1 protein-coding gene is annotated in these 523 nt (G+C 60.2%); it reads right to left on the minus strand.

Features of this window, described 5'->3' with window-relative positions:
- Window positions 1-464: cysteine hydrolase family protein (locus tag AC5RWX_RS34215; RefSeq protein ID WP_494100563.1), on the minus strand; the 464-nt coding region annotated here is incomplete at its 3' end.
- Window positions 465-523: the final 59 nt, after the last annotated feature.

The following is a 523-nucleotide window of genomic DNA, read 5'->3' on the forward strand; positions in this document are numbered from 1 at the left end:
TGAAGCAAGGCGCTCGATGTGGCTACCCATCCGAGAAGTGTCTCGACGGCGAGCAACGATGCTTCATGGTTGGTGCGGGCCGCGGCCTCGCCGATGGGTTCGGCTGTGCAGTCCTCGAGCAGGAGGCATCGGAAGTCCCGGAACATCGCATCTCTAAGTGTTGACTCAACGCAGATACTCGTCGTGCAACCCGTGAAGATGATGTCCCGGACCTCCAGACTCCGAAGCCGCTCCTCGAGATCGGTCTGGAAAAAACCGCTGAAGCGGTGCTTGTAAATCAAATGATCCCCTGGCACCGGTGCCAACTCATCGACGATGTCCGTGTTCCAGGTGTCGCGGACTAGCACACGGCTGCGGGTGCCGTCGGGCGCCAGGACAGGTTCACCAACGCCTAAAAGCAGGTGACGCTGATGGGTTGTTCCGTGATCCGGTCCGAGGTCGGAGAGATCGGGCCGAAACGCCATTTTTAGATACACGATGGGGACTCCCGCTTGCCGCGCCGCCTCAACGGTGCGCCTTGTAG

Source organism: Arthrobacter sp. SPT-J7 (assembly GCF_059089965.1).